Here is a 26,753-nt window from a genome sequence, read left to right as displayed (position 1 = left end):
AAGCATCAGTGAGGCCGTATATCTACGAAGCCAAAGCGCTTCTCTCCCGCCCGCTGCTGACTTCAAACTGGCCCACCAGCTTTTGCAGTTTGTTGGCATTCAGGCGTACGGTTTCCGCGCTGCTTTGCAACACAACTACGGTCTGGCGCATCTCGCCTGAGGCCAGGTCCACGCGCTTGATGGTCTTGCCATAATCCAGGCTGCGGTCGCTGAGCTGCTGGATGATGCTGATCATGCTTTCAACCTCATGGTGCAGCTGAGCGTTTTCCGATGAAGCGTCTTCGGTGGTTCGCAGGTGGTTGTCGACGTCCTGCACGCCGCTCTCCATGAAGGCCACGGCTTGTTGGGTTTCGCTTTGCAGCCCCTCGACCATGTGTTTAATGTCATCGGCGGCACTGGCGGTACGGATTGCCAGGCTGCGTACTTCATCGGCGACTACCGCAAAACCACGACCGTGTTCACCGGCGCGAGCGGCTTCGATGGCGGCATTGAGCGCCAGCAGGTTGGTCTGATTGGTGATGTTGGTGATCAGGCCGACGATCTGGCTGATCTGCGACATTCGGCTGTCGAGCAACTGCACACTGGAAGCCGAGCGCTCGACCACGTCGCGAATCGACTGGGTGCCCACGCGGACCGCCTCAAACTGCTCGCGGGCACGTCGAACCACGTCGTCCATGGCCTGCTTCATCTGCTCGGCCGTCAATGACGCCTGGTTGATTTCACTCAGTTGCCCCTCGACGATCAGCATCATGCGGTTTACCGCTTCAGCCACTTCGGTGGAGGTAAAACCGGCTTCCTGGCTGCTGCCGAGCATCAGTGCATTAGTCTTGCCCATGCTTTTGGAGGCGTGGATCACCTGACCGACCACCGCATCCAGATTGTCGATGAAACTGTTGATCCAGCGGCCCATGTCACCGGTTTCGTCGTTGGCCATCTTCTCGGTATCAAGGCGCTGACGCAGGTTGCCTTCGCCCTCGGCGATGGTGCGGATCACTTGCGTCATGTCGCTCAGGCGCACCGCCAGGCGTTTAGGCCCGAATGATGAGAACAGCAGGGCGGTGATCGCCATGCTGAATATCTCGATGCCGTCGATCTGCAACTGACCCAGGCCGCTGTAATGCTGGACCAGATAATTGCAGGTGAACAGGCCACCCATGGTTGCCAGATAGGGTTTCATCAGGCCGTAGCTCAGAGAACGACGCCGATAGACTTCCTCCAGGTCGGCCTCACACATCATGCCCCAGTGATCCGCCGAGCCGGGCAGCTGGAAGGTCACGCCCTTGCCAATCACCGGGATGTGCCGGTAGTCGGAATAGCCGGGATAGGTGACGAACAGGTTGGAGCCGGTGCGAATGGTTTCGCGCACGCCGGGGTGCAATTGTTGAGTGGCAGGATCGATAAAACGCAATTCGAGCTCGGTGTGACGCTGGATCTTCACCGAGCCCCAAGCGGTGTGCACGCCGGTCTTGAGGTTTTCCCCGTGGGTAAATGCGTTGTCTTCGAAGCGCGAGCGTGACAGTGCGATGCCGGGTTGCAGGGCGCGGTCGAAGCCGGCCTTGACCATGAACAGGTAGTTATCGCCAGACTCAGGGTAGATATGCCCGGCTTCGCGCTGGATCAAATCCCCAAGCACATCGTTGGGTACCCGCCCGCACAGGCAGCCCAGCACTTTGCCATCGAGCAAGAGCGGCTGATAGAACATCAGGGTAACTTCGTCATGGAAGCGTGAGGACGACGGACCAATTTTCAAGGTCAGCGGATCGCTGTATGGACCGTGCAAGAATGGCTTTTTCAGGCCTTCTGCCAGCGCACGAGGGTCCAGATCCTTGGCGTTGCAATGCGCTGGCCATGTCGAGGCAAGCACCTCGCCCTGAATATCGACGACAAAGAGCTCGGAAAAGTCCGACGCCTGGCTGAGCTTCTCCACCAGTACCGAGGCATCGATCCGGGTAAGGTCGCGTGCGACGTTGGTGCTCAGTTCGCTCAAGTGTTCCCAATACTCTTGAGCCCAATGCTGGAGCAATTTGACGCGGGTTTCGGCGATCGATTCGAACGTGCCTTCGATCACAGAGTAAATGGACTTGTTCATACGACAGGAGCGCCTCATGGCCAGTTTTCCTGTCTTGCCGAACCAGGGCAGCCAATGCTTTTCAGCGGTGGATAGCTGCATTGAATCACTGTGCAGGGTCATGCCGGACTCCTTAAACAACGGCATCAAAGATACGGGTGAACAGGCAAGGACCGAGCCATTCCCTGTAATAAGTGCGGTTTTCACAAAAAATGCAGGCATATCAGTCGTTTTTTGGCGGTTTACCCTATTTAAGTGTCGTTTTTATGCTCTATAGAAGTGCGTTTTCTGATATGGGTGCCCATCAGAGAGCGCAATCGAGCATGTAGACTCCTGTGTCGGGGACATCTTGGTGGCCGCGAATGGCTTGACGCGCCGGGCCTTCCTGGGACGGCGCCATCATTTGCGCCGTGTATGTGCTGCCAATCAAGTGCGCTTTGCTATGCTTCGCGTCCAGCGTCCGGGCGAAAAGCGTCGCGTGACAGTTTCAATGGAGCGACCTGTCGTGACGGTCGAGCCTTAATCACTTCACGTTTTGGATTGCTCATGACAGCCATTATTCGACCACGCCTCCAGCCGCTGTCCCGGGTTGACTACACAACCTTGGGCCTTGCGGCGCTCGGTGGGGCGCTGGAAATCTATGACTTCATCATCTTTGTGTTCTTCGCGCTGACCTTGAGTCAGCTGTTTTTTCCGCCAGACATGCCTGAATGGCTGCGCTTGCTGCAAAGCTTCGGCATTTTCGTCACCGGTTATCTGGCTCGGCCGCTGGGCGGCATCCTGATGGCGCACTTCGCTGACCGATTGGGCCGCAAGCGCGTGTTCAGCCTGAGCATTTTGTTGATGGCACTCCCGTGCCTGCTGATCGGGGTGATGCCGACCTATGCCCAGATAGGTTACTGGGCGCCGCTGATTCTGTTGGCCCTGCGTATCCTGCAAGGCGCCGCAGTGGGTGGAGAGGTCCCGAGCGCCTGGGTGTTCGTCGCCGAGCATGCGCCCAGAGGTCATCGTGGCTATGCGTTGGGCGTGCTACAAGCCGGGCTGACGTTTGGCTATTTGCTGGGCGCGCTGACGGCGACCTGGCTGGCGCAGGTGTTCAGCCCTGCGGAAATTCTCGATTACGCCTGGCGCATTCCGTTTCTGCTGGGCGGTGTGTTTGGCGTGGTGGGTGTCTGGCTTCGGCGCTGGTTGAGCGAAACCCCGGTGTTCATGGCCCTGCAGGCACAGCGTGAAGCCCAGCCCGAGTTTCCGTTGCGAGCGGTGCTGCGCGAACATCGCCAGGCATTATTACCAGCGGCGTTGCTGACATGCGTGCTGACCTCTGCAGTCGTGGTGCTGGTGGTGATCACCCCGACAGTGATGCAGCAACGATTCGGCATGACCGCCAGCCACACGTTCGCCCTGAGCGCACTGGGGATTGTTTTTCTGAACATTGGCTGCGTCCTGGCCGGTCTGGTAGTGGATCGTTTTGGCGCCTGGCGCGGCGTGGTGCTGTACAGCCTGCTGTTGCCGCTGGGGATCGCGTTGTTGTATGCCAGCCTGATCGGCGGCTGGCTCTCACCCGGTCTTGCCTATGCCATCGCGGGGTTGTCCTGCGGCATCGTCGGTGTGGTGCCGTCGGTGATGGTCGGGCTGTTCCCGGCGCATATCCGTGTGTCGGGTATTTCGTTCACCTACAACATCGCCTACGCACTCTGGGCCAGCACCACGCCGTTGATATTGATCGCGCTAATGCCGTGGAGCCCTTGGGTATGCGTAGGCTATTGCGCAATCATGGGGGGCGTGGGTGTGCTGACGGCGACTTTTTTCGGCCTGCAGCGCGGCGTCGAGGTTGATGGTGTCATGGCGGTAAGAGCCGCACGCTGAGGACCTTTCGAGGCAACCGAATGCGTCATAGAATAAAGCAGCAGTGAGCAGCGACGTCGTGGGGCAGAAACCGCCTCGAACGACAGGCCCGCCTTAAGGACGGCCAACTGCGTTTGATCTGCCGCAACGAACGGACCTGGTCTTCAGTTGACCAACCGGCGTACCTGTCTTTGTAAGCCGTACCTATCTTCGTAAAAAGGAGAATGGACATGAGCGTCAAAGCAATCCCGGAGGGCTTCCATAGCCTGACCGTGTACATGGGCGTCAAAGATGCAGCCAAGGCCATCGAGTTTTACAAAAAGGCATTTGGCGCCACTGAGAATTTCCACCTCAACAACCCGGACGGTAAAGTCGGGCACGCCGACATTCAGATCGGCGATTCCAGGCTGATGCTCGCCGATCCATGTGATCAGGGCGGGTTCAACAGCGCCGATCCGATGAGTAAAACTTCATTTGGCATGTACCTGTATGTGCCCGACGTCGACACGCAATTCAAGCGCGCCGTCGACGCCGGGGCCACGGTCGTGAGTGAGGTCAAGGATCAGTTTTACGGTGACCGTTCTGGCGCTGTGAGAGATCCTTTTGGGCACTTGTGGTTCATCGCTACCCACAAGGAAGACCTGACGCCCGAACAAATCGGCAGACGTGCCGAAGTGGCCTTCAAACAAATGCAGGCCTGACGGTCTCCGCAATAATCAGCACGTCGCCAGTCTGACCCCCGTCAGCTCGGCGTGCTGGTCTGTGCCATGCCTCGTCAAACCGCTATGTTCGACAATGGAAGTACTGTTTTGTTACAGCGTTATTTGTAACAGATGATTGTAATTATCATTCTTGAAGTTTATTCTGCCTGTCTATACAACTGATGTCGAAATGCTTTCGTGCATCGATCATTTGCCTGAATAGGTAAATGATCGATGAGGATTTTTTTGCGCGGATTTTATGTGCGGCTTTAGTATCTGGCCTACGTGCTAGGTCCTGTTTTATTGTAGGAATATTCTTTAAGTGCCTAGTGCTGTAGCGAACAATCATAAAAATATGCCTGATATTTATTTGCGTGAAAACATTCTAAATAAATGGGTCGATGTGCCGACTTACTGTTTAAGGTCAGGAAAGGAGGCAGCAACAAGCTTTCTGTCTGTGTGTGTCAGATGCTCAATAATAAAAGGCTCGAAACCTATGCGGGTAACACGGAGAGAACGTGATGTCCTGTCCCTTCTGCTGCGCGGTAAAACCAACAAGCAAATCGCTGAGGCCCTTGGTATCAGTGGCTATACCGCTCGTGATCATGTCTCGTCTCTGCTGAAAAAAAATGGAGTCAAGACCCGCGCTGCGTTGATGGTGGAGTATATGTCCAGAAAAATTCAAAATAAACATGACCCCCTACATCTGTAGGATTGTGTGTGAAGTCAGTGTGTTCATAATACTAATCTCTGAGTCCGTATGGGCCGTTGTGCCGATCTGAGCACTGCTCGCTGCTATTAGCGGTCGTCAATATTAGTTGTCAGTTTATTGTCTGGATTGCGTTTGTCTTGACGGGCGTTCGGCTGTCTTGAATAAACGTTAATACTCACGTTGTCGGCTAACGATAGTGGCGGGTATTGAACACGCATTGACTCATCTACTCGCAGGGGCTGAGGCGTTTCATTGCTGGCCGGCAGTAGTGGGGTAATGAGTGAGTGCAAAAAAAAATACAAAAGCAGGATGTCTTCGTTAATAACAAGTGGAGTAACACTCGTGAATTTTTCCATGACCGCGGCTGATGCAATCGTCCATACCCCGCAATGGATCGACTTCTGCAATATCGATGAGTGTTTGCCAATGGACTGTTCGCAGTTGGCCGCACGGCAGGCGAGGTTGTCGAAACCTGAACTGCAGGACCTGCAAGGAAGAATCGTGGGTCCGCGAGGTATTTTGGCCGCTTTTTCCATCCAGGTGGCTGAGCAGGGGCGGCAGGCGCCCTACCTTCAAATACTGCCTGAAAGCTCTGATCCAACGCGGCTGATGCTGGCTGAAAAAGCGCTGGAATTTGCACTGGGTTGCCACCAGCGTCGAGCGTCTGGCGAGAACCCTTTCGCCGACCTGCCAAGGGCTCCGCTGTGCTGTATCGTTTATGACGATTTGGGCCCCTATAACCTTGCTGAGCGTTATGCCGCAAGTGAGGAACTCAGGACCTTCGATGGCCAGTTTTTCGCCCGCTTGATCGCGACAACCCATGAAACGGTTGAGCGAAGGGTGGTCTTTAAAGGCCTGCTTGAACATTTCGACGCTTTGCTGCCGGTAGAGCAGAGCATTTATCCGGAAGGCTATAGAGACGTGCAGCAACGCTATCTGGATCGTGAGGAGCAGCTTTACGGCAAGTTGACTCTGGGCAAACCACTGAGTGTGATTTTTGCTGAACAAACACCCGAAAGTCTGCTGGTAAGCCTGGGTGCACGCGGATGAACGCATTCAACCGACGCCGATCGCCAAACGCACGTCAGCCAATGCCAACCGAACGTCACCGGTCGGAAGATCAATCAATGGGGGGGGCAGAATTCGGTACTAAACTGATTAGGTACTTTATTGGGGGCGAACCCTAAGCCTTGTAGCTGCCAGAACATAGGCTCCGGGGCTTGGGGTTATCCAGTCACTCGATCAAGGAACCCTGTCATGCACACTCACGAGCAAAAAACCGAACACAAGTCCTTCTCCAAACCCGATGAAGTCCGCGAGTTTGGTCACGGCAAAGCTGAAATCCTCAAAATCGGTGACGCAGAAGTGGGCCGATATACCTTCGAACCCGGTTGGCGCTGGTCAAATGACATCAAGCCTCTGGCCAAAACAGCCAGCTGCCAGGCGCCGCACTTCCAGTACCACGTCACGGGCAGAATCGCCATTCGCATGGATGACGGTACAGAGTTTATCGCCGGGCCAGGAGACATCACCTCGTTACCCCAAGGCCATGATGCCTGGGTCGTTGGCAACGAAACGGTCGTGCTGGTCGACTGGTTTGGTGCAACCAACTACGCCAGGAAGGTTTGATCTTGTTCGAAACGAGGGTAAAAGGGGCGGCTCATTGATGATCAATGAGTCAGCCCCTTTTGCGATTGTTCGGGCACGAAATGAGCTTTGTATCTAGAGTTCGTGGATCGTCTATCCCTTTGCTAAAGGATTGCCTCATGACCAAAGGATTGTTCAGCTCCGGTCCTGCGTACGCCTTTCTCCTCTGTGCATTCCTGCCATTCACCCTTCACGCCAGTGAATCCCTGCACGTCTTCACCGGCACACTGGGCAATATGCCGATTGTGCTGGAGCTGGATCTGAGCGATCCGATGGTGGTCAGCGGTCGGTACTTCTACGAGAAACACCACAACGACTTGCCGCTCAGCGGCGTCTTGAGCGGGAAGGAGCTCACCCTCGAGGAGGGCCTGGACGATAACAGTGGTAACGCTCTCCCCGAGCTGCTCCTGCATCAAGGGGCACAATCAGACTGGCAAGGTGAATGGAGGGGGCCTGGGGGTAAAACCCTCACGGTTAAACTGACCGAAACACAAGTACCGCCACCGTCCAAAGGTGTTGAGGCGGGTTGGCAGACGATCTATCAACAGTCGCCCTATGATTACCTGCGCCTGCAAGGCTTGCCGCTAAAGCCGGACAGGATGCAGACCTTCATGGGCTACACCCTGCAATGGTGGACGGAACCGGAATCCAGACTCTCATTGTTCGAGATTACCTCGGGCTACACACCGGAGCAGCGTGATCGCATCAATCAACAACTGCGCGCCCGTCTGTGGAATGAAGTGGTCAGTTACCACGCCTGCCTGCTCCAGGGCAGCCGCTTCGGCGCGGACTTTCAGCAAACAGTCACTCCCGAGCTGCTGTCGCCCGGCATCGTCAGCGTGAATATCTTCACTCGCTATAACTGTGGCGGTGCACATCCGGACTTCGGCGACTCGCCAATCAGTGTCGATGTGAACACGGGTAAATCGCTATCGATGGAAGACGTGCTCTGGATCGGTAAAGGCAAAGCCTTCCATTACGATGATCGAGAGGAGGCTAACGGGAAAGGCACATCCAGCGTGAGTTTTGACACCTTCTCTAATTACCGCAACAAACAGTTCGCGCCCTGGATCGTGAGTCAGCTAAAAATCTCCGCCCCGGAAAAAATGAAAAAACCGGCGACAAAAGACGAAGACTGCAACTATAGCGATCCGAGCATCTGGAGCTTCCCGGCCTGGTACTTCAAACCCGGCGGCCTGTATTTCGGCCCATCCTTCGCCCGCGTGATGCGCGCCTGCGAAAGTCCGGAGTGGTCGGTGGTGCCTTACAGCGAAATCAAACAACACCCCGGTGGCATGGCGCTGGATTTACCGGACTAAGGCTCGCGCAGCAAACGAGGTCTCGATTCTCGTGGGAGCTGACTTGTCTGCGAAGACCATCCAGCGCGGACCACCTGCCGCACCTCGATCCAACACCCGCCAGCAGGTGATCATGGCTGCAGGGTCAAACCCAAACCTGACGGAAGCCCGGGCCGGGCTTATTCGCAGACAAGTCAGCTCCTACGAATAATGTGCTATTTCAGATGGTTATCGATTGTTTGATAGGACTGTCGCGCAGCAAGCCGGGCCCAGGTAGGAGCTGACTTGTCTGCGAATAAGGGCTGAAGGACCTTCCTGCGGTGGTGAATCCAATAATTTCAATTGCTTATAAGTTGTTTAACAAGAGCCATCTTACAGAGGCCGGAATATAGGACGAATACCCTTACACCCTGGATATGAAGAACACCCCCAGAAGTCACCCCCCGCATTAGCGCCACTTCGGGCGACTCTGATTACCATCGGCTTCCTGCAATGAGGGCAAGCAGGCGCTACCGGTTTAGCTGGGGATGGTTTGGCCGATGGCTCAGCAACCGGGGGCGCTTTGGCAACTTCAGGAACAATGACCGGCTCCACCTGTTCCTCTACGACAGCCGAAGTAGGCCGCGGCCCTGGGCGCTTGGTCGCTGCGATCCATTGGTTCAGCAGCTCCCCATCCACCAGCCGCAGGTTCCGTCCCGAAGCGAACTGCTTCGCTGGCCCAGTAAAGCGGCCGCTGGTGATCACAAATCCGCCCGTCGCACCCTCTGCCGCCATCGCCCCATACAGCTCACGAACCGTCGGCACGCCAACCTGCAGCGAGCGCCATTGCTTGCATTGCACCAGGTACTTTTCTCCGTCCTTGCGAGCAACCAAATCGACCCCGCCATCCGGCCCGTTACCACCGGTTTCCTGAACGCTAAAGCCCTGATGCCGCAACGCCTCACCCACCAACAGCTCGAACTGCTGCCAGGTAATGCCTTCAAGCGTCTTGCCACCCGGCATCGCGACCGCCGCCAGCAACCGACGCCGTTTACGTCGACCGAACACCGACGCCGCAGCACCGCCGAGAAAAATCAGCGGGACCAGGTACTGGCCGAAGGTGGCGAAAGTTTTGAAGGCGGTGTTGAAGATCATTGAATCCAGGTGCTGCATGCCCGAATAGATCGGTGTCTGGGCGATGGCGATCGAATGCAGATACACACCTGACGCGATGGCGATCATTGCACTGACCCACCATGGGAGTTTGCTGGCGATGTAAAAGAGGTCTTCGAAAGGGGAGGTTTTTTTAGCCATGACTTCGCTGATATTGAAAGGCCATCTGAAGATGCGTGCAGGGTGATTCGGTGTCTACGGAGTGCGATCTGTCTCGTCCTGCAATGCTTGAATATTGCTGCTTTTTAGGCTTCAATTGCTGCCTTAAAAGCAGCATATAAGGGCGTTGCCATGTCGCTGAGTACGTTTCTATTTTCCGATTACCGCAGAAAGGTGCTGGCGTTGTTGTTGCTCCACCCCGACGAACGTTATCACCAACGTGAGATTGCCCGTCTCACCGATACCATTTCAGGCACCCTGAGTCGTGAGCTAGCCAAGATGGTGGAAGCGGGTTTGCTAGAAAAAATGCGTGTCGGTAACCAAGTGCAATACAAAGCCAATCTGGAATGTCCGGTTTTCGAAGAGTTAGCCAGTATCCTTCGCAAAACGGAGGGTTGGATTCAGTCGCTGGCAGAAGCGCTGGAACCGCTGGCAGATTCTATCAAGGTGGCTTTTGTATTCGGCTCCATGGCCAGCGGCAAAGCGGGTTCAAGCAGTGACATCGATCTGATGGTTATCGGTGACGCAAGGTTTAGCGACTTGATTACCCACCTCTATCCGCTTCAGGAGGCGCTCGGCAGGGAGATTAATCCCAAGCAGTACTCGATCAGTGAATGGCGCCGCCTAATAGAAGAGAAGGGCGCGTTTGTGCGGGACGTGTTGAGCAAGCCAAAGCTATTTGTGATTGGGCATCAGCAAGATCTGGTGGTTGATGAGGCGTAATGATGACGTTGGCGAATTTGTTGGGACTGTCACTGGAGAAGGTCGAGCCTGATGCCGCGAGCATCAGCCGCTTGATGGATGCGGCACGGCGCAGCCTGGCAGATGCTCAGTTGACGAACATGAGTAGCGAAGGTCGTTTCGACATGGCGTACAAAGCCATCATGCAAGCTGCCAACTCGGCTCTGCAGGCCAATGGGTATCGAACGTTGACGAGCAAGCCCGGACATCATCAGACGATGATCCAGAGCTTGCCTCTGACTATTGGTCTGGATGCGAAAACCATGATCGTCCTGGATGGTCTTCGCAAGCAGCGCAATGTCAGTGACTACTCTGGAGATCCGGTTAGTGAAAGCATGGCGCTGGAAGCAATCGCTCATGCTCGGGCTTTGCTAGTCCAGGTTGAGCATTGGCTGAACGCTAACAAACGACATTTGGTTGGGTGAGTGGCGTGTTGCATGGATTGAGCAATCACTGTGTCCACCCATCATGGGACTTCGCCAGCGATGGTGAAGAGATCGCCGAGTGAGGTGGTTTTTAGCCATGACTTCGCTTCAGCGGAACTCAAAAAATTCGTAGTGGAGATTACCTTCAGGAATCCCGCTTTCGCGCATCAGTTCACGGACGCGTGACATCAAGCCCTTGGGACCACAGAAGCTAACGTGGATCTGTGCCGGATCTGTTTGGGTGGCTGCCTGACGCACGGTTTCAGCCAACTGATCGGCACCCCCGCCATTGCCAACGAACTCGACCCCACGCTTTTCGGCCATACCTTGCAAAAGCTCGACGCTCGGGAACGCTCGCGACGGATTAAAGCAATAGACCAGAGTGGCATTGTCGAAGTGGCTGGCAGACGTGTCCTGCAGCCAAGAGATGAATGGCGAAATACCCACACCTCCGCCGATCCAGATTTCCCGCTCCGCGCCGGGCTGACGCTTGAAGCGTCCGTACGGTGCATAGATATCCGCCAGCATCCCAACCTTGACCTGATCGCGCAGTTTCTGCGTGTAGTCCCCCAAGGCGCGGATCACAAACTTGATACGGCCACTGTCGGAATGGGCGGCAGCAATAGTGAACGGGTGAGGCTCGCGCAAGCCTTTCTCCTTCATGGCCAGGAACGCAAACTGCCCTGCCTTGAACGTAAAGCCGCTATGGATCGGCTCAAGCTCAAGGCTCAGGGAATTCTTGCCAAGGGAAACGGCCGACACCTTGTATTCGCCAGCGGTAGCGATGAAGGGGTAAAGCAGCAGTTTGTAGAACGCCGCGAGCGCACCCGTGCCACACAACAGCGCTAACCAGATGCCGGCGGGGTTGCTCAACGTCATAGGCGACTTGAAGCTCAGCCAATGCAGGATGACGATCACAAACAGCGGGCCTGACAGCTTGTGCCACCAGCGCCACAGGCCATAGGGGATATTCCGGTTCAAGGCGAGCAACACAATCATGCCCAGTGCAACGTAACTCAGTTGGCGTACCAGACGCGTCCAGTATTTAGACATCTCAAGGATCGGCACGCTGTGCCAGACGTCCAGATAGGCCTTGAACACAAAATGGTGAGAGGCAAATACCAGCGCCCAAATACCCAGCCATTTATGGGTTTCATAGACCCTATCCAGGCCCCCGAACAAAACCTCAACGGCACGCCAGCGGCTGGACAGCAAGGCGGCAACCGCCATATAGGCCAGCGCCGCAGTGCCTAGGATCAGACTCAGCGTTGCCGAGGTCAGCCACGTGTCGGAAGGAATCTCGATGAGCAGGGTCGTTGCCGTGATCAGCAGGATGCCAACGATACAGTGCCAGCTTTTCAAGGACGCATGCTCCAGCCATTTACGGCTTTAACGATAATTCTGAATAAATACTGACCGGAAAAACCGGGAGAAAGCAGAATTGAAGTAGGCCATGTTACGGCATTGAGTGCTGTGTGACCCTGACCTCTGTCATCGCTTTAGTCAGGTGTCTTAATTGGCGCAAGGCTCTGGACCGGGCTTTATGGGCTCATTTATTCACATCTGGATCTTCGATAATCAAACGATTAAGTCTTTCGTAGAGCGATGCTGTAAACATTTTCCCATCTGCTGACAAATGACAGCGTCGGTGGCAATTCGGGCAGAGCGCGACGGCGTTCGTTGTTCTGTCGCTGCCATTATCAGCTAAGCGACGAACATGATGGACCTCAAGACAAGGGGCACCGTCGGTGAGCAAAAACGGTGCGTCCTGCCCGCAACCCTCGCATTTCCCTTTTGCGTTTTTGAGCACCCAGTCTCGAACCTTAAGATCACGTTCATAAGTAGTCGTTGTACTCGTTACAGACTTTGGATATTTGTTGCCTGGTGGCGGTGGGCTTAGGAAGTCAGTAGAGGACTCCTCAGTTTTCTGATTAGGTGATTTGATGTCGGTCGATGCAACGTAACTAGTTGATGTGGATACGCCTTTGCTTTCTAGAATCGCTTGGATCTTACTGCGGATGTTTGTCCCCGCGTTATCCCGAGGGACATAGCCCTCGACGCGTCGCAACCCCATAGCAATGAAGATGCTGGAAAGGTTGTGCATGCGCATCTCTACGGAAGACTTTCCTCGTGCGGAAAGCGCACCTTCACGTAGGTTTCGGTTTATTTCCGCTTTGTTGAACGGCTCAGACACCCTCTCCTTTTGAAGCATGCCGAGGTACGCATCTACAGCGGCCTCTAGCTCGATATCGTTCCAGCGAGTCGATGTTTTTTTCGTCATAACGGCGCCGATATTGAAATGCCAGCGCGAAGATACGTGTAGGACGAATCTGTGTCTATTAAGGGATCTTTCCTACAGAAGATGAAGCGGTGATGTTTGATGGCTTTTAGTCATCATGGTAAAAAGTTTGCTGGATATGTCATCCGCAAGCGAAGGAACTGCCATGAAAAAAATAGGGATAGGGTTTATCGCAGTGCTGTCGCTGCTCTGTGCTTTTTCGGTGTCTGGCAAGGACGTCAATCTTTCAGATTCAGCAATCATCAAGACCCTCATTGACGACTCGATATCGTCATACCCAGGCAATTGTCCGTGTCCATATAACTCTGCGAGAAACGGTAGCCGTTGCGGCAAGCGTAGCGCGTATAACCGTGCTGGTGGGTATGCGCCGCTTTGCTTTAAAGAGGATGTTTCTAAGGAGATGGTTGAGGATTATCGTCGGCGACTGAAGGCATGACCGAACACATTGCTGAAAACTGATTTCAGAGTATTCCTCCCGTCCGGGAGGGCATAGCATCCCGTGGCACTGTGGGGCGTTTGTTATTCAGTCTTCGCGGACAAGTCCGCTCCTACGCCCTTCGGGCAGAATCGAGACCCAGTTTGCTACGCGACAGCGCGACGTCGAAGCGGTCCTCCTACAGAGGATTTGTATCGGGTGCATCACTGTCGAGTCACCCCAACAAAAAAGCCAGAAGCAACCGCTTCTGGCTTTTCCACTTCAAACATCAGCTAAGTAAATCGAGCGATCAATCCCAGCTCAAAGCCCCACCGGTCTGATACTCAATAACCCGAGTTTCGAAGAAGTTTTTCTCTTTCTTCAAGTCCATGATCTCGCTCATCCATGGGAACGGGTTGGTTGTGCCTGGGTATTCTTCCTTCAAGCCAATCTGGCTCAAACGACGGTTGGCGATGAATTTGAGGTAGTCCTCCATCATTGCCGCGTTCATGCCCAGTACGCCGCGAGGCATGGTGTCGCGGGCGTATTCGATTTCCAGTTGGGTGCCCTGGAGGATCATTTGGCTGGCTTCTTCCTTCATTTCAGCGTCCCACAGGTGTGGGTTTTCGATTTTGATCTGGTTGATCACGTCGATGCCGAAGTTCAGGTGCATGGATTCGTCGCGCAGGATGTATTGGAACTGCTCGGCGACGCCGGTCATTTTGTTGCGACGGCCCATGGAGAGGATTTGGGTGAAGCCGCAGTAGAAGAAGATGCCTTCCAGCACGCAGTAGTAGGCGATCAGGTTGCGCAGCAGTTCTTTGTCGGTGTCGACGGTGCCGGTTTCGAACTTCGGATCGGAGATCGAGCGGGTGTATTTGAGGCCCCAGGCGGCCTTTTTGGCGACCGATGGGATCTCGTGGTACATGTTGAAGATCTCGCCTTCGTCCATGCCCAGCGATTCGATGCAGTACTGGTAGGCGTGGGTGTGGATCGCTTCTTCGAAGGCCTGGCGCAGGATGTACTGGCGGCACTCCGGGTTGGTGATCAGGCGGTATACGGCGAGTACCAGGTTGTTGGCAACCAGGGAGTCGGCGGTGGAGAAGAAGCCAAGGTTGCGCATGACGATGCGGCGTTCGTCGTCGGTCAGGCCTTCCGGATCACGCCAGACAGCGATGTCGGCGGTCATGTTGACTTCTTGCGGCATCCAGTGGTTCGCGCAGCCGTCGAGGTACTTCTGCCAAGCCCAGTCGTATTTGAACGGGACCAGTTGGTTGAGGTCGGCGCGGCAGTTGATCATCATCTTTTCGTCAACGGCAACGCGGGCGCTGGCGCCTTCGAGTTCAGCCAGACCTTCGGCGACGTCGAGGCTGTCCAGAGCCGCCTTGGCGCGGATGATCGCGGCCGAGTCGGTGTTCGTGACTGCACGGGCGGCGAGGGCGGCGGCGCCACCAGCGCTGTCGAGGCGGTCCATGTTGGCTTCGTTGGCGTGACCGGCGTTGGTTGCTTTGGCGGCTACTTCGCCGTCTTCTTTATCGAATTCGTCCCAGCTCAGCATGATGTTCGTCTCCTGCGTGAGGGCCAGTCTGCTGGACTGGCCTGTGGATCTTTAGGTGTGTTGCTTGCGTTACGTTTGCTGCACGCAAAAAACATAAAATTGTAGGGCTCAGAGGCCCTTGATGTTGCTTTCAATACCCGCACTGCAAAACAACGCGGGCGCCACTCAGACTCGTGCGACGCCCGGATGAATTATTGGCAGGCTTCGCAATCCGGCTCATCGATAGCGCAGGCTTTAGGCACTGGCGCTGGACCGGCAGGGGCGGCGAGTACGGAGTCGTCGCCGTGGTTGCCGCTCGAGACTGCGTTGAGCTTGCTGGTGCTGATGGTCGACTTCTCGGTGCTGGTCGCGGCCAGGGCACGGAGGTAGTAAGTGGTTTTCAGGCCACGGTACCAAGCCATGCGGTAGGTCACGTCGAGCTTTTTACCCGATGCGCCGGCGATGTACAGGTTCAGCGATTGCGCCTGGTCGATCCATTTCTGGCGGCGGCTGGCGGCGTCGACGATCCACTTGGTGTCGACTTCGAACGCAGTGGCGTACAGGTCTTTGAGTTCCTGCGGGATGCGGTCGATTTGCTGTACGGAACCGTCGTAGTACTTCAGGTCGTTGATCATGACCGAGTCCCACAGACCGCGAGCCTTGAGGTCGCGAACCAGGTACGGGTTGATCACGGTGAACTCGCCGGAGAGGTTCGATTTCACGTACAGGTTTTGATACGTCGGTTCGATTGACTGCGACACGCCAGTGATGTTGGCGATGGTTGCGGTCGGTGCGATGGCCATGATGTTGGAGTTACGAATACCTTTCTGTACACGGGCACGGACAGGCGCCCAGTCCAGGGTTTCGTTCAGGTCAACGTCGATGTATTTCTGGCCACGTTGTTCGATCAGGATCTGTTGCGAATCCAGCGGCAGGATGCCTTTGGACCACAGCGAGCCCGGGAACGTCTGGTAAGCGCCACGCTCATCGGCCAGATCGCAGGAAGCCTGGATCGCGAAGTAGCTGACAGCTTCCATCGAACGGTCGGCGAACTCGACCGCAGCGTCGGAGGCGTACGGGATGTGCTGCAGGTACAGCGCGTCCTGGAAGCCCATGATGCCCAAGCCGACTGGGCGGTGCTTGAAGTTCGAGTTCTTCGCTTGCGGCACCGAGTAGTAGTTGATGTCGATCACGTTATCGAGCATGCGCACGGCGGTATTGACGGTGCGCTCAAGCTTGGCGGTGTCAAGCTTGCCGTTGACGATGTGGTTCGGCAGGTTGATCGAGCCCAGGTTGCAAACGGCGATTTCGTCCTTGTTGGTGTTCAAGGTGATTTCGGTGCACAGGTTCGAGCTGTGGACCACGCCGACGTGCTGCTGCGGGCTGCGCAGGTTGCACGGGTCTTTGAAGGTCAACCATGGGTGGCCGGTTTCGAACAGCATCGAGAGCATCTTGCGCCACAGATCTTTGGCCTGGATGGTCTTGAACAGTTTGATTTTGCCTGGGTACTGGGACAGGGCTTCGTAGTACTCGTAACGCTCTTCGAAGGCCTTGCCGGTCAGGTCGTGAAGGTCTGGCACTTCCGATGGCGAGAACAGGGTCCACTGGCCGTCATCGAAGACGCGCTTCATGAACAGGTCAGGGATCCAGTTGGCGGTGTTCATGTCGTGGGTACGACGACGATCATCACCGGTGTTCTTGCGCAGTTCGATGAACTCTTCGATGTCCATGTGCCAGGTTTCCAGGTAAGCACAGACCGCGCCTTTGCGCTTACCGCCCTGGTTGACTGCTACAGCGGTGTCGTTGACCACTTTGAGGAACGGCACGACGCCCTGGGATTTGCCGTTGGTGCCCTTGATGTAAGAGCCCAGCGCGCGAACCGGCGTCCAGTCGTTACCCAGACCGCCTGCGAATTTGGACAGCATGGCGTTGTCGTGAATGGCGTGGTAAATGCCCGACAGGTCATCCGGTACGGTGGTCAGGTAGCAACTGGACAGCTGTGGACGCAGGGTGCCGGCGTTGAACAGGGTTGGGGTCGACGACATGTAGTCGAAGGACGACAACAGGTTGTAGAACTCGATGGCGCGATCTTCTTTGTTCTTTTCTTCGATCGCCAGGCCCATGGCCACGCGCATGAAGAAGATCTGCGGCAGTTCGAAACGCACGCCATCCTTGTGGATGAAGTAACGGTCGTACAGGGTTTGCAGGCCCAGGTAGGTGAACTGCTGATCGCGTTCGTGGTTGATCGCCTTGCCCAGTTTTTCCAGGTCGAAGGTGGCCAGAATCGGGTTCAGCAATTCGTGCTGAATGCCTTTGGCGATGTAGGACGGCAGAGCCTTGGCGTACAGGTCGACCATTTCGTGGTGAGTGGCGCTGTCGGCCACTTCGAGGAAGCTCAAGCCTTCGGCACGCAAGGTGTCCATCAGCAGGCGAGCAGTCACGAACGAGTAGTTAGGCTCGCGCTCTACCAGGGTGCGCGCGGTCATCACCAGGGCGGTGTTGACGTCTTTCAGCGCTACGCCGTCGTAGAGGTTTTTCAGGGTTTCGCTCTGGATCAGGTTCGCATCGACTTCTTCCAGGCCTTCGCAGGCCTCGGTGACGATGGTGTTCAGGCGACCCATGTCCAGCGGCGCAAGGCTGCCGTCGGCGCGGGTGATGCGGATCGACGGGTGCGCTTGTACGGGGTCTTCGATAGAGCGAACAGCACGCTCTTTGGCGCGCGAATCACGGTAGATCACGTAGTCGCGGGCGACTTTTTGTTCGCCAGCACGCATCAGGGCCAGTTCGACCTGATCCTGGATTTCTTCGATGTGGATAGTGCCGCCAGAAGGCATGCGACGTTTGAACGTGGCAGTGACCTGTTCGGTCAGGCGCGCAACGGTATCGTGGATACGCGACGAGGCGGCAGCGGTGCCGCCCTCAACTGCGAGAAATGCTTTGGTGATGGCGACGGTGATTTTGTCATCGGTGTAAGGAACGACAGTGCCGTTGCGCTTGATCACGCGCAGCTGACCAGGTGCCGTAGCGGACAGATCCTGATGGGATTCGCCAGCCTGCGGCGCAGTGGCCTGCGGGTTCTCGCGGGTTGTGTCGGTTTGCATGGGTGTCTCCACGTTCTCTATGTTTGTTTGGGCACTGAATACGTGCCCACCGTTCCGTCTTGAGGCAGTCAGCCGACAAACGTCAGCTAAAAGACTTCAAAACGGATAAGGAAGGCTTTTGCCGCCATTCCCTGGCTTTGAAGTCGATGGTTTCGGGTCAATGCCCGCTACCGGAAATCTTTTGGAGGATGCTCGCTATTTGTTGCAACACGTGTGCCGTTTTGCCCCGATGGTTGAGGCAGAGCAGCGACCATCCGCATCAGCGGTTGGTGTACTGAAAAATGCTTAAGTTCAACCAAACCGACACAAGAAAACTGCTTGAGTTTCTAGGTTGAAATGTGTTTGGTTTTTTGGCCTAAAACCCTACATGTAGGGTTTTTTTTGCGGCGAGATACAAGATAAAGCGTTTTGGGGATGGATTGCAACGTGGTCATTGTGGATAAAGCTGTGGGTATATTGTGTATGAAACAGGGAAGTCGGCTGTAGGCCGCGCCGCTGCTGGACTGCACCGCTTGTCACTGCTTTTTACTGTTTTCGCGGGTTTTTGCGGGCGCGAACCCTATCACAAAAAACACAGATAACAAGGGTATTCTGGCATGTCGTGTGCTTGGCGCGAGCGGTTGCTACAATCGCCTTCGATCTCGCCCTGACACCGGGTGTTTTGCGCGATGATTCGACAAAAGATGTCTCTATTAATAAGAACAATGGCAGCAGAGGTAACCCGTGGAGCAAGAAGCCTGGCAGGTGCTTATTGTCGAGGATGATCAGCGTCTGGCTGAACTGACTCGTGACTACCTTCAGAGTAATGGCCTGCGGGTAACCCTTGAAGGTGATGGTGCTTGCGCCGCTGAACGCATCATTGCCGAGCAGCCGGATCTGGTGATTCTCGACCTGATGCTGCCCGGTGAAGACGGCCTGAGCATTTGTCGCAAGGTGCGAGACCGCTATGACGGACCGATTCTGATGCTCACGGCGCGCACCGATGACACCGATCAAATTCAGGGGCTGGACATGGGCGCCGACGATTTTGTCTGCAAGCCGGTGCACCCTCGTGTGTTGTTGGCGCGCATTCATGCGTTGTTGCGGCGCAGCGAAGGGCCTGAACCCGAGGCGGCAACGAACCCGCGGCGGCTGGTGTTCGGCCCTCTGGTGGTCGACAACGCCCTGCGTGAAGCCTGGTTGCAAGGCAACAGCATCGAATTGACCAGTGCCGAGTTTGATTTGTTATGGCTGCTGGTGGCCAACGCAGGGCGGATTCTTTCCCGCGAAGAGATCTTCACGGCCTTGCGCGGCTTTGGTTATGACGGCCAGGACCGCTCCATTGATGTACGCATCTCACGGATTCGACCCAAGATCGGCGACGATCCGATTCATCCGCGCCTGATCAAGACCATTCGCAGCAAAGGGTATCTGTTCGTCCCGGAAGCGGCGCAAGACCCAACGTGTTACGTGCTGAACACCTGACGCCATGAACTCCATCTTCCTGCGTATCTACGGCGGCATGCTCGGTGTGTTGGTGCTGGTGGCGTTGCTCGGCGTGCTGGCCCTGCACCTGGTCAATCAGGTGCGCGGCGAGCAGTACCGCGAGCGCCTGGCCCACGGCACCTTCACCCTGATGGCCGACAACCTGCAACCGATGAACGCGATTGATCGTAATCGTTCGCTGGCGGTCTGGGAGCGTTTGCTGGGGATTCCGTTGACCCTGCAAACACTCAGCGAAGCCGGTCTCGACAGCGGTGACCATAGTCGCCTGCTGCGTGGGCAGGTGGTGGTCGAGCAAACCGGGCCCCATGCAGCCAAGGTGTACCGACTGGTCAGCGACGCGGAACCGTGGGTGTTGACCGGGGAGGTGCAGCAAATCAGTGAACAACTGGCGCGGGCGACGATTTATCTGCTGACCGACGAACTGGTGCGCTTCCCCATCGATGAACAACCCAGTCGCCTGGCCGCCTTGAAGCGGGACAAGGGCTTTGGTTTCGACATCAGTCTGATCCGTCTGGAGCAGGCTGATGTCGATGAGGACCAGCGACGTCGGGTCGATGAAGGCGATACCGTGATGGCGCTGGGCAAGGGCGGAGACTCGATCCGTGTGTTCGCCGGCATGGTCGGCACGCCGTGGGTCCTGGAGATCGGTCCCCTTTACCAAATGAACCCTTACCCGCCTGAGCTGCTGGTGCTGATTGCGTTTCTGGGCCTGTGTTTTATCGGGGTGGTGGTTTACTTGTTGGTGCGTCGGCTTGAGCGCCGCCTTTTAGGCCTGGAATCGGCCGCCACCCGCATCGCCAAGGGCAGCCTGGAAACTCGCGAGCCAACGGCCGGGGCTGACTCGGTTGGGCGGCTGGCGGCAGCGTTCAATGGCATGGCTGAGCATTTGCAACGTTCACTGGCGATGCAGCGAGAGCTGGTACGTGCGGTCTCCCATGAACTGCGTACGCCGGTGGCGCGTTTGCGCTTTGGCCTGGAAATGATCGGCCAGGCCTCCACGCAAGAGGCTCGGGATAAATACAGGCTCGGCATGGATAGCGATATTCAGGACCTCGACAAGCTGGTGGACGAGATGTTGACGTACGCGCGATTGGAGCAGGGTTCGCCGACCCTTAGCTTTCAGCGCATCGATCTGGATGCGCTGGTCAATCAGGTGATCGCCGAGCTGGCACCGTTGCGCGCCAATGTCGCGGTCACGCGCGGGCAATGCCTGGCGGCGTCTGATAACGACGGGGCGTGGGTCGAGGCTGAGCCACGCTATTTGCATCGGGCCTTGCAGAATCTGGTGAGCAACGCCATGCGTCACGCCGAATCCAGGGTCAGCGTCAGTTATCAGGTCGGTCAGTTACGCTGTCGCATCGACATCGAGGACGACGGCCCCGGCGTCCCGGAAAGCGCTTGGGAGCGGATATTCACGCCCTTCATGCGTCTGGATGACAGTCGCACCCGGGCGTCGGGCGGGCATGGCCTGGGCTTGTCGATCGTTCGTCGAATCATTTACTGGCACAACGGTAGGGCGTTGATCAGTAAAAGCAAAAATCTAGGCGGTGCTTGCTTCAGTCTGGCGTGGCCGCGCCAGCAGGAAAAGCCCTGAGTCACAGGGCCGCGACGCTGACCAGACTCAGCAATTTGCCATTGTCCACGCGAAATTGCGCGTCCAGCTCTGTGCCGTTGCGCCACTCGCTGGACAGGTCGATCTGCAAACGCAGGCGGGCACTGCCACTGTCTGACCACTCCAGCAATTGCGCGTCTTTGAAGTAGAAACGCTTTTGCACGAGGGGGTAGATCGCCTTGAACAGGCTCTCTTTCGCAGAGAAAGTCAGGGTAACCAGCAGTGCAATCTGCGCATCCGGGCCTGCGGCCATGCGTTGCAATTCGTCGTCAGTCAGAATCTCCCCGGCCAGGCGCTGGGCGCGCTTGTGGTCGAGCAGGGGTTCCATGTCCAGGCCCAGGCCGCGCCATTGCTGCTGGTGGCCGACAATGGCCGCCGCCCAGCCGTGGCTGTGGGTAATCGAGCCCCGGACATCTGCTGGCCAGACCGGCGCGCGGTCCTCGCCGATGCTGGGTACATAGTGCCGGCCGTCCAACTGCTGCAAGGCTTCCCGAGCGCAAAGACGTCCCGCCAGAAACTCGGCCTGACGCTTGGCGACGGAGCGCTGAATACTGTGGGGCGACTCGATCAGGCAACGCTGAAAATCGCCATCAGCCAGATGGTGCGGATGGAACACGCCACTGACCAGGATCACGCCGGGCAGGGCTTGGGGCAGCGGCCAATGAGTGTCGAGTACGGGGCAGCAGGCGGGGAGTACTGGGGGTTGAGTCATGCCTTGCATTTTGCCGTGTCGGAGGCGGGCTGGGTAGGGGCACAGATTAATTGAACTGCGCCCCAGAAGTTGGACACCCATCCGATCTCTGGTGTGTGTCGCTGGGGCTGCGTCGGGCATAGATTAATTGTAGGAGCGGACTTGTCCGCGAAGGCGGTGTGCCAGATACACCGCGTTAAGTTATTCGCAGGCAAGTCACCCACATTAGATTGAGGCTGACAGGATCAAGTACTCAACCAAACACTTTCTTCAAGAATGCTTTCATGTCTGCCCACGAGCTCTCGTCGGCGGCTTTGTTGTAGCCGATGTCGGGGGCATGGTCGCCGTGGCTCAGGTGGTCGGCGTCGGGGTTGGTGAAGCCGTGTTTGGCGCCATCGATGCCGACGAATTTATAGTGGGCACCGGCTTTGTCCATTTCCGCTTTGAAGGCGATGACGCTGTCCGGGGTGACCATGCTATCGCTGTTGCCATGCTCAATCAGGAGTGGCGCCTTGACGCTGCCGGGGGTGGCCGGTGATTGGGTCGACAGCGCGCCGTGGAAAGACACCACGCCGGCCAGCGGTTCGCCACGCCGGGCCGCATTGAGAACCACCGCGCCGCCGAAGCAGTAACCAATAGCGGCGATCTTGGCCGGATTGGTTTGCGCTTGTTTTTTCAGCTGTTCAAGCCCTGCATCGAAACGCTTGGCCGAGGCTGCGCTGTCTTTGGTCGCCTCCTGCATGAACGCCATGGCGTCCGTTGGGTGCTCGGTGTGCTTGCCTTCGCCGTACATGTCGATGGCCATGGCGCTGTAACCCAGTGCCGCAAGGTCGCGGGCGCGGCGTTTGGCGTATTCGTTCAGGCCCCACCACTCATGCACCACCAGGACCCCGGGGCGCTGACCCTTGATTGCGTCGTCGTAGGCGTAATAGCCGATCAGTTTGGTGCCGTCAGCACTTTGATAGTCGATGGTTTCAGTCTTGATCGCGGCCTGAGCCAGCCCGGCCAGGCTCATCATGATTAACGCAGTCCAGAAACGCATGGTGGGTTTCTCCTGTGATCGATAGGGAAAGTAGATTACGTCAAAAGAGCCTAGACGATTGTTCGGCCTTAGAGGTGGTGGGTCCGTTCAGCTTAAGTTCAGGCCGCGTTCAGTGGGGGTTCAGGGCCCGGTGATTAGTCTTGTGGCGTACCCCAACAGCGCCCGGCGCAAGAGGACATTCCCATGCTCACCTTAAATAAGCTCTTTTTTGCGTTGGCTTTTCTCGGCGGCAGCGCTACCGCACAGACCACTGACGGTACCAGCAAGCTCGTCCAGGGCAAGACCGGCGGGAGCGTCGATGCATACGGCGCCTATCTGGGAGCCGTCGCGGGTCACTATTACTCGAGTTATCCCAACGTCTCCGGTACGCATAACGGTATTCAGCTGAGCCAAGCCATCTTGCTCGGCAGCTTTGACCCTGGCCTGCCCTCCAACTACATCTTTTAACCGTTAACAGACTGGCGCTGGACATTTTTCGCCCAGCCCGCACACTTAACAGGCGAGGCGCTGTTCAACCGGTCATGTTGTATTTGCCTTAATCTTGAGAGGAATGATTTTGCCTGGGAGAGCCTCATGAAACTGCTGGTGGTTGAAGATGAGGCATTATTGCGCCATCACTTACAAACCCGATTGGCCGAGAGCGGCCATGTGGTCGAGGCCGTGGCCAATGCCGAGGAAGCACTGTACCAGGCGGGACAGTTCAACCATGACCTGGCGGTGATTGACCTGGGTTTGCCGGGCATGGGTGGGTTGGACTTGATTCGCCAACTGCGCTCCCATGGCAAGGCATTTCCGATTCTGATCCTCACGGCCCGTGGCAACTGGCAAGACAAAGTCGAAGGGCTGGCCGCCGGGGCGGACGACTATCTGGTCAAGCCGTTTCAGTTCGAAGAACTGGAGGCGCGGCTTAATGCCCTGTTGCGCCGTTCCAGCGGTTTTATCCAGTCGACCATCACCGCCGGGCCCTTGCTGCTGGACCTGAACCGCAAGCAGGCCTCCCTCGAAGAACAGCCGCTGGCGTTGACGGCCTATGAGTACCGGATTCTTGAATACTTGATGCGTCACCATCAGCAGGTGGTGGCCAAGGAGCGCTTGATGGAGCAGCTCTACCCCGACGATGATGAGCGTGATCCGAACGTGATCGAGGTGTTGGTCGGACGCTTGCGCCGCAAGCTGGAAGGCTCGTTGGGTTTCAAGCCTATCGAAACGGTGCGCGGTCTGGGGTATCTGTTCACTGAGCGCTGCCGATGATCCGTTCGCTGCGGCTGCGGTTGATGATGGCTGCCGCGCTGTTGGCGGTGATCTTCATGCTGGCGCTGTTGCCCGCGTTGCAGGGCGCCTACAGCCTGGCCCTGCAGGACTCCATTGAGCAGCGCCTGGCCTCGGACGTGACCACGATGATTTCCGCGGCCCGGGTCGAGGACAATCGTTTGTTGATGCCCCTGCTGTTGCCGGGCGAGCAATTCAATCTGTCAGACAGCCGCCTGTTCGGTTATATCTACAACCGTAATGGTGAGTTGGTATGGCGTTCGCGTGCCACCGAACTGGCAGGTATCGATTATCGCCCGCGTTATGACGGGACGGGGAATCAGTTCGGTAAAATCAAGAACGCCAAGGGCGATGAGTTTTTCGTCTATGACGTCGAAATCAAACTGCTCGGTGGCAGAAACGCAGCGTTCAGCATCGTCGCTTTGCAGCCGGTGCACGAGTATCAGGTGATCATTTCCGCGCTACGCGAGAAACTCTATCTGGGCTTCGGTGCGGCCCTGGTGGTTTTGCTCGCATTGCTCTGGATGGGCCTGACCTGGGGCCTTAAAGCGTTGAGGGGATTGAGTCAGGAGCTGGATCAGGTCGAAACCGGCGAGCGGGAAAGCCTGAGTGAGGAGCACCCCCTGGAGTTATTGCGCCTGACCGGCTCACTGAACCGCCTGCTACTCAGCGAACGCGAGCAGCGCATCCGTTACCGCGACTCGCTGGGCGACTTGGCCCACAGCTTGAAAACGCCGCTGGCGGTGCTGCAAGGCGTCAGCGAAACCATGGCCAAGCGTCCGCAAGACCTGGAGCAGGCACGCCTCCTGCAATCGCAGATCGAACGCATGAGTCAACAGATCAGTTACCAGTTGCAGCGCGCCAGCCTGCGCAAAAGTGGCCTGGTGCGGCACCATGTGGTGTTGCGGCCGGTGGTCGAAAGCCTGTGCAATACCCTGGACAAGGTCTATCGCGACAAGCAGGTCAACGTCTGCCTTGATCTGCCCGACGGATGCCAAGTGGCGATGGAGCAGGGCGCTTTGCTTGAAATGCTCGGTAATCTGCTGGAAAACGCCTATCGCCTCTGTTTGGGCCGAATACGCATCAGCCTGCGCGCATCGCTGTCCGGTGACGAGTTGTGCGTCGAAGACGATGGCCCCGGCGTGCCAGAGAGTCAGAGGGCGCGGATTCTAGAGCGTGGTGAGCGGCTGGATCGGCAGAATCCGGGGCAGGGCATTGGCCTGGCTGTGGTCAAAGACATCATTGAAAGCTACAACGCTCGCCTGACCCTGGAGGACTCTCCTTTGGGTGGCGCCGCATTCCGGATTCATTTTCCGGCCAGATGAAGCGTCCTGCCGCATTCGCGAATGGCTTCACGCCTCCATCATGCGAACCGTCAGACCTCCTGAGCCCGGTAAGCCCCGGGTGTCAGTCCGATCCACTTCTTGAACGCGCGATGAAAGGCCGACGGCTCGGAAAAACCGAGCTGTTCGGCAATCTGCTGCAATGACAGGTCGGCGCGGCTCAAGTGATAAATCGCCATGTCGCGGCGCAGTTGATCCTTCAACCCCTGAAAACTCGTGCCTTCTTCACGCAGATGCCGGCGCAGGGTCTGTGGGCTGATGTGCATCTGCTCGGCGACGCCGTCTAGATCGGGCCAGCGGTTGCAGTCACGACTGAGCAAGCGTCGCAGCTGATTGCTCAGGCTGTCGCCATCGTCGGGACGGGCCAGCAGATCGGCGGGCGAGCGTTCGAGAAAATGCTTGAGCGTGCGTTCGTCCTGCAGCAGCGGCATGCTCAGGTAGCGTGCGTGAAACAGCAGACTGCTGGTCTCGGCGTTGAACAGGATCGGGCACGGGAACAGCAGGTCATATTCGCCGCTGTGCTCCGGCCTGTCATAACTGAATGTCGCGTGCTCCAGGCGGATGCGTTGGCCGATCAGCCAACTGCCGAGCCGGTGCCAGATCACCAGCAGGCACTCGCTGAGAAAATGGTCCGGGTCGCGCAGTGCCGAGTCGTCCAGGCTCAGCCGCGCCCAATCCCCTTCTCGACGCAAGCTCAGGCGCGGCGCGTCGGGGAACAAGCCATAAAACAACAGACCGCGTGCGAGTGCCTTCTCCAGGCTGCGACAGTGAATCAGCGCATGGCACATCATGGCGAATGTGCCGCGCTTGCTCGGGCCATGGCCGAAGCCCATGTATTCATCGTCCAGTTGCTGCCAGACCAATTGAATCAGGCGAGCAAACTGTTCCGGAGCGATGCGGGCACGAGGCTCGCTCAACAGCTCAGACTGGATCCCCGATTGTTGCAGCAAGCTCGAACAATCGATGCCACGTCGTTGCATGCCACCGAGAGCAGCGCGGGCGAAGTGACTGGCGATCGTACGTTGGCGCATAAGGTGCTCATCCTGGGAACGGCCGATGGTAGTCATCGCACGGGCAACGGACAAGGCGGATACCCGCCAATGCAGGGGGTATTTTTGCGGTATATGGCGGAAATCCGCCATGTTTTCAGCCATTACCAATGTGTAAGGTGCGTCATAGCTTACGGGTTAGTTGATCTAGAGCGGTTTTGT

22 protein-coding genes and 1 pseudogene are annotated in these 26,753 nt (G+C 56.8%); 14 read left to right on the top strand and 9 right to left on the bottom strand.

What is annotated here, in order from left to right:
• Window positions 1–22: 22 nt before the first annotated feature.
• Window positions 23–676: a methyl-accepting chemotaxis protein gene (locus RHM55_RS25875; RefSeq protein ID WP_407074617.1), complete on the bottom strand. Its 654-nt coding sequence runs from the start codon at window positions 674–676 to the stop codon at window positions 23–25.
• Between the two features lie 1,938 nt (window positions 677–2,614).
• Here RHM55_RS25875 and RHM55_RS08765 point away from each other — a divergent pair.
• From RHM55_RS08765 to RHM55_RS08740, 6 genes and pseudogenes are all read left to right on the top strand, one after another.
• Window positions 2,615–3,934 (top strand): MFS transporter, encoded by a 1,320-nt coding sequence (locus RHM55_RS08765; protein ID WP_322181170.1) that lies wholly within the window; start codon window positions 2,615–2,617, stop codon window positions 3,932–3,934.
• Between the two features lie 209 nt (window positions 3,935–4,143).
• A complete protein-coding gene (locus RHM55_RS08760; RefSeq protein ID WP_322181168.1) occupies window positions 4,144–4,614 on the top strand; it encodes a VOC family protein in 471 nt (156 codons plus the stop codon).
• A gap of 496 nt (window positions 4,615–5,110) precedes the next feature.
• Window positions 5,111–5,355: pseudogene (locus RHM55_RS08755) on the top strand (LuxR C-terminal-related transcriptional regulator).
• A 313-nt stretch (window positions 5,356–5,668) separates the two neighbouring features.
• Window positions 5,669–6,376, top strand: a complete 708-nt coding sequence (locus RHM55_RS08750) for a hypothetical protein (protein WP_322181166.1) — start codon at window positions 5,669–5,671, stop codon at window positions 6,374–6,376.
• A 207-nt stretch (window positions 6,377–6,583) separates the two neighbouring features.
• Window positions 6,584–6,955, top strand: a complete 372-nt coding sequence (locus RHM55_RS08745) for a cupin domain-containing protein (protein WP_322181164.1) — start codon at window positions 6,584–6,586, stop codon at window positions 6,953–6,955.
• A gap of 137 nt (window positions 6,956–7,092) precedes the next feature.
• Window positions 7,093–8,292, top strand: coding sequence for a hypothetical protein (locus RHM55_RS08740; protein WP_322181162.1), 1,200 nt, complete (start codon window positions 7,093–7,095; stop codon window positions 8,290–8,292).
• Between the two features lie 351 nt (window positions 8,293–8,643).
• On the opposite strand, the gene RHM55_RS08735 is transcribed toward RHM55_RS08740, so the two are convergent.
• A complete protein-coding gene (locus RHM55_RS08735) occupies window positions 8,644–9,564 on the bottom strand; it encodes a restriction endonuclease (protein ID WP_322181160.1) in 921 nt (306 codons plus the stop codon).
• Between the two features lie 150 nt (window positions 9,565–9,714).
• On the opposite strand from RHM55_RS08735, the gene RHM55_RS08730 reads away from it, so the two are divergent.
• Complete coding sequence (locus RHM55_RS08730; RefSeq protein ID WP_322181158.1) at window positions 9,715–10,305, top strand: nucleotidyltransferase domain-containing protein; 591 nt, start codon at window positions 9,715–9,717, stop codon at window positions 10,303–10,305.
• Between the two features lie 2 nt (window positions 10,306–10,307).
• The gene (locus tag RHM55_RS08725; RefSeq protein ID WP_322181155.1) at window positions 10,308–10,748 is read left to right on the top strand and encodes a DNA-binding protein; all 441 of its coding nucleotides are present in this window, start codon (window positions 10,308–10,310) and stop codon (window positions 10,746–10,748) included.
• Between the two features lie 108 nt (window positions 10,749–10,856).
• Here RHM55_RS08725 and RHM55_RS08720 read toward each other — a convergent pair whose 3' ends face one another.
• Entirely contained in the window at window positions 10,857–12,110 is a 1,254-nt protein-coding gene (locus RHM55_RS08720) for a ferredoxin reductase family protein (protein ID WP_322181153.1), read from the bottom strand.
• 187 nt (window positions 12,111–12,297) lie between these two features.
• Complete coding sequence (locus tag RHM55_RS08715; protein WP_322181151.1) at window positions 12,298–13,029, bottom strand: HNH endonuclease; 732 nt, start codon at window positions 13,027–13,029, stop codon at window positions 12,298–12,300.
• A 163-nt stretch (window positions 13,030–13,192) separates the two neighbouring features.
• Here RHM55_RS08715 and RHM55_RS08710 point away from each other — a divergent pair, with 163 nt between their 5' ends.
• Window positions 13,193–13,483 (top strand): hypothetical protein, encoded by a 291-nt coding sequence (locus RHM55_RS08710; RefSeq protein ID WP_322182813.1) that lies wholly within the window; start codon window positions 13,193–13,195, stop codon window positions 13,481–13,483.
• Between the two features lie 289 nt (window positions 13,484–13,772).
• Here RHM55_RS08710 and RHM55_RS08705 read toward each other — a convergent pair whose 3' ends face one another.
• Together RHM55_RS08705 and RHM55_RS08700 are read right to left on the bottom strand one after the other, a co-directional pair.
• A complete protein-coding gene (locus tag RHM55_RS08705; RefSeq protein WP_322181149.1) occupies window positions 13,773–15,020 on the bottom strand; it encodes a ribonucleotide-diphosphate reductase subunit beta in 1,248 nt (415 codons plus the stop codon).
• Between the two features lie 191 nt (window positions 15,021–15,211).
• Window positions 15,212–18,100, bottom strand: a complete 2,889-nt coding sequence (locus RHM55_RS08700; protein WP_322181148.1) for a ribonucleoside-diphosphate reductase subunit alpha — start codon at window positions 18,098–18,100, stop codon at window positions 15,212–15,214.
• A 723-nt stretch (window positions 18,101–18,823) separates the two neighbouring features.
• On the opposite strand from RHM55_RS08700, the gene RHM55_RS08695 reads away from it, so the two are divergent.
• Both RHM55_RS08695 and RHM55_RS08690 read left to right on the top strand, forming a co-directional pair.
• The gene (locus tag RHM55_RS08695) at window positions 18,824–19,564 is read left to right on the top strand and encodes a response regulator transcription factor (RefSeq protein WP_322181146.1); all 741 of its coding nucleotides are present in this window, start codon (window positions 18,824–18,826) and stop codon (window positions 19,562–19,564) included.
• 4 nt (window positions 19,565–19,568) lie between these two features.
• Complete coding sequence (locus RHM55_RS08690) at window positions 19,569–21,179, top strand: ATP-binding protein (protein WP_322181144.1); 1,611 nt, start codon at window positions 19,569–19,571, stop codon at window positions 21,177–21,179.
• Window position 21,180: 1 nt separating this feature from the next.
• On the opposite strand, the gene RHM55_RS08685 is transcribed toward RHM55_RS08690, so the two are convergent.
• Window positions 21,181–21,909 (bottom strand): 4'-phosphopantetheinyl transferase, encoded by a 729-nt coding sequence (locus tag RHM55_RS08685; RefSeq protein ID WP_322181142.1) that lies wholly within the window; start codon window positions 21,907–21,909, stop codon window positions 21,181–21,183.
• A gap of 232 nt (window positions 21,910–22,141) precedes the next feature.
• Window positions 22,142–22,930, bottom strand: a complete 789-nt coding sequence (locus RHM55_RS08680) for a dienelactone hydrolase family protein (RefSeq protein WP_322181140.1) — start codon at window positions 22,928–22,930, stop codon at window positions 22,142–22,144.
• A 183-nt stretch (window positions 22,931–23,113) separates the two neighbouring features.
• On the opposite strand from RHM55_RS08680, the gene RHM55_RS08675 reads away from it, so the two are divergent.
• The 3 genes from RHM55_RS08675 to RHM55_RS08665 all read left to right on the top strand — a co-directional run bounded on the left by RHM55_RS08675 (window position 23,114) and on the right by RHM55_RS08665 (window position 25,524).
• Entirely contained in the window at window positions 23,114–23,377 is a 264-nt protein-coding gene (locus tag RHM55_RS08675) for a hypothetical protein (protein WP_322181137.1), read from the top strand.
• 126 nt (window positions 23,378–23,503) lie between these two features.
• Window positions 23,504–24,181 (top strand): response regulator, encoded by a 678-nt coding sequence (locus RHM55_RS08670; RefSeq protein ID WP_322181135.1) that lies wholly within the window; start codon window positions 23,504–23,506, stop codon window positions 24,179–24,181.
• Window positions 24,178–25,524 (top strand): ATP-binding protein, encoded by a 1,347-nt coding sequence (locus RHM55_RS08665; RefSeq protein WP_322181133.1) that lies wholly within the window; start codon window positions 24,178–24,180, stop codon window positions 25,522–25,524. The genes RHM55_RS08670 and RHM55_RS08665 overlap by 4 nt, the downstream gene beginning before the upstream one ends.
• Before the next feature lie 50 nt (window positions 25,525–25,574).
• Here the strand turns inward: RHM55_RS08665 and RHM55_RS08660 are convergent, their stop codons facing one another.
• Entirely contained in the window at window positions 25,575–26,573 is a 999-nt protein-coding gene (locus RHM55_RS08660; RefSeq protein WP_322181131.1) for an AraC family transcriptional regulator, read from the bottom strand.
• Window positions 26,574–26,753: the final 180 nt, after the last annotated feature.

Source organism: Pseudomonas sp. MH9.2 (assembly GCF_034353875.1).
GTDB lineage: Bacteria > Pseudomonadota > Gammaproteobacteria > Pseudomonadales > Pseudomonadaceae > Aquipseudomonas.
This window is presented reverse-complemented; position numbering and strand designations above follow the sequence as displayed.